The sequence below is a fragment of the Bradyrhizobium sp. 142 genome (assembly GCF_023074015.1).
GTDB lineage: Bacteria > Pseudomonadota > Alphaproteobacteria > Rhizobiales > Xanthobacteraceae > Bradyrhizobium.
In genome coordinates this window covers 1-9,175 of the sequence record NZ_JADPKQ010000461.1, presented here as the reverse complement: position 1 = coordinate 9,175, position 9,175 = coordinate 1, and the positions used below count along the sequence as shown (strand labels likewise).

Here is a 9,175-nt window from a genome sequence, read left to right as displayed (position 1 = left end):
GCTGCAAGCGGACTGGGACGGAACGTTCTCCGAGACGAGCTTCGGCTTCCGGCCGAAGCGCTCGGCACATCAGGCGGTGGAACAGGCGCAGGCGTACATCGCGTCCGGCCACGGCTTTGTCGTGGGACGGCTTTGTCGTGGACATCGATCTGGAGAAGTTCTTCGACCGGGTCAACCACGACATCCTGATGGGGCTGGTTGCCAAGCGGGTTGCTGACAAGCGCCTCCTGAAGCTGATCCGCGGCTTTCTGACCGCGGGCGTGCTGGCGAAGGCCAGGACCCATACCGCGAGGTCTATCGAGTACCGCCCGTGCTAGTCCCGAAGGATTATCACCACTAGTTTTCGCAAAACTCATTTCGGTGGTTATGGGTCCTGGCCTTCGCCAGGACGACACGGGGGTTTGGCGCGGGCTGCCTCCACATCGTCATTGCGAGGAGCCCTTGCGACGAAGCAATCCAGGCTGTTTCCGCAGAGACAGTCTGGATCGCTTCGCTGCGCTCGCAATGACGGAGCGTTGGGCGCTGCTGTCGCTTTCAATTCGCGCAGCAGCGCCCAACTTGCTAGGACCTCGCCGCCAACATTTTGTCGAATCTCGCCGACACGCTCGCCACCCACGGCGTTTCCTCCCGCACCAGGCGGAAGCCGAGATTGGCGGGCGGGACGCCTTGCGCGCAGCCGCCGGCGCGGGCGTCGCGGATGAAGTCGGTGACGTAGGCGCGATGGGCGCCTTCGGCGACGCGCACACCGCAGTTCACCGTCGGGCGGCCGGCATTGCCGGCTTCATCGACGCGCGAGCGCACGAAGCAGGTCGAGGTCCATTCCCAGACATTGCCGGCGATGTCCTCGATGCCGTGCTCGTTCGCGCCGAAATGGCCGAACGGATAGGCCGTGGCGTCGGCGAAGTCGCGTTCGGATTCGCGCTCGTAACGGCTGATCCAGCGTTTTGCCGGATCGCTGCCATCGACCGGCGAGCCGTCGTCTTTGAACCTGCTTCCGGCGGCAAAAGCCCACTCCGCATCGCTCGGCAGGCGATAGCGGTGGCCGGTCTTGCGCGATAGCCAGTCCGCATAGGCTTGTGCATCGTGCCAGCTCACCTGCACGGCGGGGCGATCGGGTGCGACGGACACGCCGCGATCGAGAGCGCGGCACGCGCCGTCCCGCACACAAAGCTGATAGTCGGATGATGAAACCTGACGTCGCATGATGTGCAGCGGCCTCTTGAACTGCAAGGCGCGCAGCGGCGCTTCCGCCTGCTGCCCGGCGCGCGTGAAATCGCCGGCCTCCCGATAGGAGAAGCTGCCCGGTGCGACCTCGACAATGGCAGGTTCCGCCACGGTGCCGTCGATCGCCATCTCCGACACCAGCGGCGCCACTGCGATCGGCCCTGCAAGTCCAGCCGCGCAGGCCAGCGCCAATTTCAACTTGAATGCAATCAGCATGCTCGTTCCCCGAAGCAAGAAGGGGCCGGTGATCACCGGCCCCTTGTCGCGTCTAGTTGGTGTTGGCAGGCGGTATCTCGGCAGGCGCCTTCACCTGGGACATCAGATCGTCGTTCCACTTGCCTTCGACCTTGAAGTGCGCGGTGGCGCCGAGGTCGGCGGCCTCGATCAGATTATGCGTGACATAGGCGTAGATGCCGGGCTGCAGGAACTTGTAGAGTGCGGCCCCCGCCGAGCCGCCGCGGATGAACCAGGTCTCGAGCCCGGTCTCCGGCGCGTTGGAGAATTTTCCGGTCTCCCAGACATAGTCGCCATGGCCGCCGATCAGATGCGGACGGCTGTCGCGATTGGCCTGCGAATGCACGATCAGGACGTTCTCGCCGACCTTGGCGGTCAGCGCGTTCTTGCCGGTGAGCGCGCCGGCCTTGCCGTTGAACACGACGTGGGAGGGGACCAGCTTCTTCATCACCTCTTCGGTGTCGGTGAAGGCTTCGCCGGGCGAATCGTAGGACTTGAAATTGCCCTTCTCGTCGCGCGGCACGTACATGTCCTGCTCGCCGATATAGTAGACCTTGTCGTATTTCAGCGCGTGGCCCTTGCCATCGTTGAGGCCGTCGCGCGGCAACACCATCACGGCGCCGTTCATGCCGGAGACGACGTGCCACGGGATCATCGGGCCGCCCGGCGCGCAGTGATAGACGAATACGCCGGTCCGCGTTGCTTTCCAGCGCAGCACGACCTGCTCGCCGGGATTGACCAGGGTGAGTGCGCCGCCGCCAAGCGCGCCGGTCGCGGCGTGGAAGTCGATGTTGTGCGGCATGGAGTTGGTGGCGGGGTTGACCAGCGTCACCTCGACATAGTCGCCCTCATGCACGACCATCAGCGGGCCTGGCATCGAGCCATTGAAAGTCATGGCCTGGAACGTGGTGCCCTTCTCGTCGATGACGACTTTCTTTTCCTCGATCGTAAGCCTGAACTCCATGATCTTGGGCGCTTGGGTCGTCGCCTGCTCATGCGCATGCACGAAGGGCGGGGCGACCAGTTCGACCTTTTGTCGCGGCAGCTTGAGTTCGTTGACGGCGAAAGCGGGCGTCGCCAGCATCAGGGCGGTCGCGGCGGCGCTGATCAATGCGGCTCTGCGGGTGAACATCGGAAGCATCCTTCATCTGAAATGGTTTTGATGACGGGATGCAGTCTGCGCCGATCGCGGCAAGTTGATTTGCGCTGCAACAACCTTTGGCCGGATTCGCCTTCCGTGAAGATCCTTAAGCGGTTTGCCGGGTAACGTTGGCGGAAGGATACGACCAGACGCACCGCGCGACCTCAGTCGCGCCAGCAGCAACTCGTTCGCATTGTCGGTGGCGTTCGATCGTCAATCTATGGAGGTCGACTAGAGAAGCTGTATCGCAAGCCAGACCCATCCCCAGACCGCGAGCGACAGCGCCGCGAACACAGAGGCCATGATGGTCAGGACGCGTACCAGATAGCCGGCGCCGCTTGAGGAGGCGGCGGGGACGGGACGAAAGTCGTCGAAGCGGGGGATGTGGCCGCGAACATCGGTAAGCCAGAGAACGAGATCGAGCGCGAGCGACGCCATGGTCTATCTCCAGAAACGGCCTTTCTCCAGAAGGCACTGATGAGATGTCACAATGGCTCCAATCCTGCGCCGATACTTTGAGCGAGCGCAAAAGCAGCCCGCCCGAAAAGGAGTAATTTCAACGCCATTCGGATGTGCTGCGATCCTGCGCGGCATGAATTTACCAATGGGTAAGACATGAGGGTTGATCTCGCGGCGAGCTACGGCGAGGAACGTCTACCGCGCTACACGAGCTATCCGACCGCACCGCATTTTTCGCCTGCGATCGGCGCAGACAGTTACGCCCGGTGGCTGGCCGAACTCCCTGCCGGAGCCAGCGCGTCACTGTATCTGCACGTGCCGTTCTGCCGTGAGATGTGCTGGTATTGCGGCTGCCATACCCAGATTGTCCGCCGCGACGAGCTTGTCGCGGCCTATCAGCGCACGCTCCGCAGCGAGATTGGGCTGGTCGCCGAAATCATCGGCCGCCGTATCAAGGTCGAGCATATCCATTTCGGCGGCGGTACGCCGACGATCATGGCGCCGGACGCGTTCGCCGAACTGATGTCGGCGATGCGCCAGGCATTCTTCGTGCTGCCCTCGGGGGAGATCGCGGTCGAGATCGATCCGCGAACGCTGACTGCCGACATGGTGGAGGCGATGCGGCTGTCCGGCGTCAACCGTGCGAGCCTGGGAGTGCAGAGCTTCGATCCCGTCGTGCAGCGTGCGATCAACCGCGTACAGAGTTATGAGCAGACGGCCTCCGTCGTCGACATGCTCAGGCGTGCCGGCATTGCGGGAATCAATTTCGATCTGATCTACGGGCTGCCGCACCAGACCGTCGCCTCCTGTCTCGACACCGTGCGACGCGCTCTCGCGCTCGCGCCCGACCGTTTCTCGGTGTTCGGCTATGCGCACGTGCCGGCTTTCAAGAAACACCAGCGCATGATCAACGAAGGCGTTTTGCCGGACGGGATTGCACGTCACGACCAGGCCTGCGCGATCGCCAACGCGCTCAAGGAGGCCGGCTATGTGCAGGTCGGGCTTGATCATTTCGCGCGCCCCGACGATCCCATGGCCATGGCCTGTGAGGAGCGGACGCTACGGCGCAATTTCCAGGGTTACACCACCGATAAAGGCGAAGTCCTGCTTGGTTTCGGCGCGAGCGCAATCGGACATCTGCCGCAGGGCTATGTCCAGAACGAGGTGCAGATCGGCGCCTATTCGGAGGCAATTTCTGCCGGGCGTCTGGCCAGCGCGAAAGGCTATGAACTTACCGACGACGACCGGCTGCGCGCCGACATTATCGAGCGCATCATGTGTGAGTTCAGTGCCGATCTCGGTGCGATCTGCGCGCGCCACGGCGCGATGCCGGAGGCGATGCTGAAATCAGCACCGCGGCTGGCGCCGCTGATTTCGGACGGGGTCGTCCGGCTTGACGGTGCCCGTCTCGCGGTTGCGAACGACTCGCGCTTCCTGGTGCGCAGCGTCGCCGCCGCGTTCGATGCGCATCTCGACAGCGCGAAGCAACTGCACAGCCGGGCGGTTTGAAGTCTCTCTCCGTCATTCCGGGGCGCGCGAAGTGCGAACCCGGGATCCATCGTGCAGCACGCGACGTGGAGAAATGGATTCCGGGCTCGCGCCAATGAGGGCGCGCCCCGGAATGACGAGTGGAGCTTGCGTTTCGACAAAGAGATCGCCACCAGCTCCGCTATCGTCCGGTCGGAACGGAGACTGTCCATGCCCTTCCGATCCGACGATCTAGTCGACGACATCATGCGCTCGGCGCCGTACACGATCGCTGTGTTTCTCGCTTTCAGGATGGCCTGTATCGGTTGCCCGATCGCGACATTCCACACAGTGGACGACGCCTGCCGCGAGCATGGCATCGACCGCGAAAAATTCCTCGCCGCGCTGTGCGATTGCGTGCCGGCGTGAGTTCTTCACCTCGCCCCGCTTGCGGGAAGAGGTCGAATTTGCGCAAAGCGCAAATTCGGGTGAGGGGGAGTTTCCGCGAGTCCAACTGTCGATATGATTGCGGAGCCGGCGCCTCACCCCGACGCTCTCAGCGCGCGCGAAGCTCGTCGCGGCCCCGTCACAACGGGGAGAGGGAGACGTTCTTACGCCGCGCCGCTGTCCGCGCTGCGCTCCGCCAGCACGACGATCCTGTGCGGCTCGCGCAGAATGATGCGCTGGCGACCGCTCTCGACGAGGCCTTGGCTCTCCCAGCCGGACAGAATGCGGCTCACGGTATGCAGCGTGGTACCTGTCATCTGCGCGATGTCCTGGCGGCTGATCGGGAAGTCGATCTCGATGCCCTGATCGAGCTTCTTGCCGGATTGCTTGGCGAGGCGCAGCAACGCATGCGCGACGCGCTGCTCGACCTGCTGGGTCGACATCTCGAGGATGCGGGTGTGGCTCTCCTGAAGCCGCGCCCCGACCGTCTGCAACGTATTGGCGGCGAGCGATGGAAACCGCTCGGCCAGCCGCGGCCAGGCGGCGGTCGGCCAGATCAGGACGACGCTGTCGTCGACCGCGGTCGCGGTTGCCGGATAGTGCGCAAGCCCGATCGCCATGGCGAGCCCGAAGGTCTCGCCGGGTGCGACGTAGCGCACCACGATCTGCTCGCCGGTCGGCGTGGTCTTGGCGGCGCGGACATGGCCGTGCAACAGTAGGAAGAAGGACTGCGCATCTGCGCCCTGCTCGAAGATGGCGCTGTTCTTCGGGTAACGCCCCGAACGCGCCTCGCGCAGGATCTCCTCGAGCTCGTCGGGCTTGACTCCGGCAAACAGCGGCAAATGCGTCACCAGCGATGTGTCGACCCTGGCCATTCTGCCTCCTTGGCGTGGCGCTCGGGAGTGTGATGGCACCTCCAATCGTCCCGGTGTTTGCGATAGCGCAAAACGGAACTAGCTGAGCGGCAGTATTTTTCCAAGTAACGGTCTGATGTCACAGGAGTTGCCCCATGGCTGCCGCCCGATCCCGCAATTTTGAGGGCTGGCCGCTGTTTGCGAACAGCTTTCGGCCCTTCTTTCTGCTCGCCGCGATTCAGGCCGGGTTGTCGATTCTGGTCTGGCTGCCGATGTTTTACGGCGAGCTGTCGGTAACCTCGACCTTCGCGCCGCGCGACTGGCACGTCCACGAGATGCTCTATGGCTTCCTGCCTGCGGTGGTCACGGGATTCCTGTTTACGGCGATCCCGAACTGGACCGGGCGACTGCCGATCAATGGCACGCCGCTGGGTGCGCTGGTGGCGGTCTGGCTTGCCGGCTGCGGTGATCTTGTCGGCCGATATCGGCTGGGCGTTTGCGCTTGCGGTCGATGCCGCCTTCCTGGCGCTGGTTGTCGCCGCCGCAACCCGCGAAATCATCGCCGGTGGCAACTGGCGCAATCTGCCCGTGGTGGGGCTGGTGCTGGTGCTGCTCGCTGGCAATGTCGCTTTTCATCTGGAGGCGCATTATGAGGGCGCGGCCGATGTCAGCATCCGCGTCGGCATCGGCGTGGTCGTGCTGCTGATCTCGCTGATCGGCGGTCGCATCATTCCCAGCTTCACTCGCAACTGGCTGGTCAAGGTCAATCCCGGCCGTCTGCCGATGCCGTTCGGACGTTTTGACGGTGCGGTGATCGGATGCAGCGCGCTTGCGCTGATCTCTTGGATCGTGGCGCCGCTGAATGTGGTCACCGGTATCGCGATGGCACTTGTCGGTGTGCTGCACCTGGTGCGGCTTTCGCGCTGGGCCGGCGATCGGACTTCGCGCGAACGGCTGCTGCTGGTCCTGCATGTCGGCTATGGCTTCGTGCCGCTGGGCTTCCTGCTGCACGCCGCAGCCGGCTTCGGCGCGCTGCCGCCGAGCGCGGGCATTCACGCCTGGATGGCGGGCGCAGCCGGAACCATGACGCTCGCGGTGATGACGCGCGCAAGCCTTGGCCACACCGGACAGGCGCTGACGGCCTCGCCGGCGACACAAGCAATCTACCTTGCGATCATCGTTGGGGCACTGGCGCGTGTCGCTGCCGTGGTATTGCCTGCGCATAGCGATGCGCTGCTGCACATCGCCGCCTGCGGTTGGGTCCTTGCGTTCCTCGGCTTTGCGATTGCGTTCGGTCCGCTGCTTGCCGGTAGCCGGTGGCGCGCACTCGCCACGCTCGGCGCAGCCGCTCCGGCACGCTGAGGGGCGCGCCGATGCGTTCCGCGGCCTTGGTGCTGCCGCAGCCACGCCCCACGGAAACCCCAATCGAACCAGTTCCTTCCCTGCCGCGTCTCACCACGATGGCGTGGCATTCATCGCGCGTCCGGCTGGCGGCGCGGCGATACCGGCAGGGAGGAAGTTTGATGCGCATCACCGCAAAATGCTTGGCGACGACGGGCCTGGTCCTGGTGACCACGGCGCTCGCGTTGCCGTCATGGGCCGCCGACGTGGATGCCACATCGGCCATCCATGCCGTCACTGTCTATCCCGATGGCGCCACCGTCACCCGAATCATCGCACTGGATCTTGCCTCCGGTGACAGCACCCTCGTTGCCAAGGACTTTCCGCTCTCGCTCGATCCGTCCTCCCTCCGCGTCGAGGGCGAAGCGGGCACAAAACTCACGATTGGCACCATCGACGCGCGGCCGCCGCGGGCGGCGCCGCCGGTCAACCTGTCAGAACTCGACAAGCGCATTGAAGCGCTCAGTGACCAGCGCGCCGATCTGCAAGGCACGATCGATTCCGCCACCGCCCGGCGCAAATTCGCGCAGCATTTTGCCGAAGCCTCCCCAGCCGGCCTGGGCGAGAAGGGCGAGGCCCGTCCGATCACCGAATGGCGCGCGGCCTTTGTCGCCGTTGCCGAGGAGATCGCGACCGCCGACACCACGATCCGTGACGCGGCGCGAAGGCAGCGCGAGATCGACCGCCAGATCGCGCAGCTCGAAGCCGAGCGTTCGGCCAAGCCGCCGAGCAAGCTGGAGGTGCGGATCGATGTCGCCTCCGCCGCCGCGACCAAGGCGACGCTGCGGGTGACTTACGCCGTTCGCAACGCGCGCTGGCTGCCGCTCTACGACGCCCGGCTCGATACCGGCGCCAAAGACCGCAAGCCGCAGATCGAGTTGATCCGCCGCGCCGAGGTCACGCAGTCGACCGGCGAGGACTAGGTCAAACGTCACGCTCGGCGTATCCACGGTTCGTATCGGCCGCGGCGGCAGCGCGCCGGAGCTGAACCCGCTGGTCGCGCAATATCCGCAACCGCCGAAACCGCGGGCGCTGGGGTCAGTCTCTGATACGGCGACGCCTGCGGCAGCACCGATGCAGCGAAAGGTGGAAGCCCCCTATGCGATGAGGTCCAGGGAAGATCTTAACATGGACCAACGCGCCGACGAGCAGCAGGCGGTCGCCGAGATCGGCGACTTCCAGGCCACGTTCAAAATTCCCGGCCGCGTCAGCCTCGGCGCTGTCGAAGGCGCCAAGAGCCTGCGCATCGCGTCAATAAACGTGCCCGCCGATCTCGCGGTGCGCGCCGCACCTGTGATGGATCCGACCGCCTTCCTCGAAGCGAGCTTCAAGCAGGCGGACGATGCGGCACTGCTGCCGGGTAAGGTTGCGATCTATCGCGACGGCGTCTTCGTCGGCCGCGGCAAGATCTCGGCCCCCGCCAAGGACGACATCGTTCGGCTCGGCTTCGGCGCCGACGACAAGGTGAGGATCGAGCGCGCCGTGCTCAAGCGCAACGAAGGCTCGGCTGGCCTTTTGGTTACGACGTCGAAGACCGACGAGCGCGCATTCAAGACCACCGTTCGCAACGGCCACGACTTCCCGATTCGCGTCGCGATCGAGGACCAATTGCCGATCAGCGAGAACGAGGACATCGTGGTCGAGATGCTGCCGTCGAGCACTCCGCCGACCGCAAGCAGCATCCGCGACCGGCGCGGCGTGCAGGAATGGTCGTTCGACGCCAAGCCTGGCGAGATCAGGGACATCAACTTCGCCTGGCGCATCCGCTGGCCCAAGGACAAGGGCATGGTGATCGTCCCGGCCGGCTAGGATTTTGGCCGCGAAGGAAGTGCGCTCCCTCTCCCGCTTGCGCAGGGCTGTCCCGGGAATGATTCACTATGCCGCAGCGCATGCCCGGCAAATCCAGCGTGAACCGGATACTTTCTGGTTGTCGAGACACAGAAAAGGG

7 protein-coding genes and 2 pseudogenes are annotated in these 9,175 nt (G+C 64.5%); 5 read left to right on the top strand and 4 right to left on the bottom strand.

The window, feature by feature from the left end:
• The first annotated feature begins 137 nt into the window (after positions 1-137).
• Positions 138-317, top strand: coding sequence for a hypothetical protein (locus tag IVA82_RS42105; RefSeq protein ID WP_247493888.1), 180 nt, complete (start codon positions 138-140; stop codon positions 315-317).
• A gap of 244 nt (positions 318-561) precedes the next feature.
• On the opposite strand, the gene IVA82_RS42100 is transcribed toward IVA82_RS42105, so the two are convergent.
• The 3 genes from IVA82_RS42100 to IVA82_RS42090 form a co-directional block, all read right to left on the bottom strand.
• On the bottom strand, positions 562-1,440 hold the full coding sequence (locus tag IVA82_RS42100; protein WP_247382621.1) for an SUMF1/EgtB/PvdO family nonheme iron enzyme: 879 nt from the start codon (positions 1,438-1,440) through the stop codon (positions 562-564).
• Positions 1,441-1,492: 52 nt separating this feature from the next.
• Positions 1,493-2,590: a copper-containing nitrite reductase gene (gene nirK / locus IVA82_RS42095; RefSeq protein WP_247382620.1), complete on the bottom strand. Its 1,098-nt coding sequence runs from the start codon at positions 2,588-2,590 to the stop codon at positions 1,493-1,495.
• A gap of 240 nt (positions 2,591-2,830) precedes the next feature.
• Positions 2,831-3,037, bottom strand: a complete 207-nt coding sequence (locus IVA82_RS42090) for a hypothetical protein (RefSeq protein WP_247382619.1) — start codon at positions 3,035-3,037, stop codon at positions 2,831-2,833.
• 177 nt (positions 3,038-3,214) lie between these two features.
• Here IVA82_RS42090 and hemN point away from each other — a divergent pair, with 177 nt between their 5' ends.
• Positions 3,215-4,567, top strand: a complete 1,353-nt coding sequence (gene hemN / locus IVA82_RS42085; protein WP_247382618.1) for an oxygen-independent coproporphyrinogen III oxidase — start codon at positions 3,215-3,217, stop codon at positions 4,565-4,567.
• 189 nt (positions 4,568-4,756) lie between these two features.
• Positions 4,757-4,954, top strand: a complete 198-nt coding sequence (locus IVA82_RS42080; RefSeq protein ID WP_247382617.1) for a DUF1858 domain-containing protein — start codon at positions 4,757-4,759, stop codon at positions 4,952-4,954.
• Positions 4,955-5,136: 182 nt separating this feature from the next.
• On the opposite strand, the gene IVA82_RS42075 is transcribed toward IVA82_RS42080, so the two are convergent.
• Positions 5,137-5,847, bottom strand: a complete 711-nt coding sequence (locus tag IVA82_RS42075) for a Crp/Fnr family transcriptional regulator (protein ID WP_247382616.1) — start codon at positions 5,845-5,847, stop codon at positions 5,137-5,139.
• 134 nt (positions 5,848-5,981) lie between these two features.
• Here IVA82_RS42075 and IVA82_RS42070 point away from each other — a divergent pair.
• Positions 5,982-7,188: pseudogene (locus tag IVA82_RS42070) on the top strand (NnrS family protein).
• A 161-nt stretch (positions 7,189-7,349) separates the two neighbouring features.
• A pseudogene (locus IVA82_RS42065) lies at positions 7,350-9,036 on the top strand (mucoidy inhibitor MuiA family protein).
• Positions 9,037-9,175: the final 139 nt, after the last annotated feature.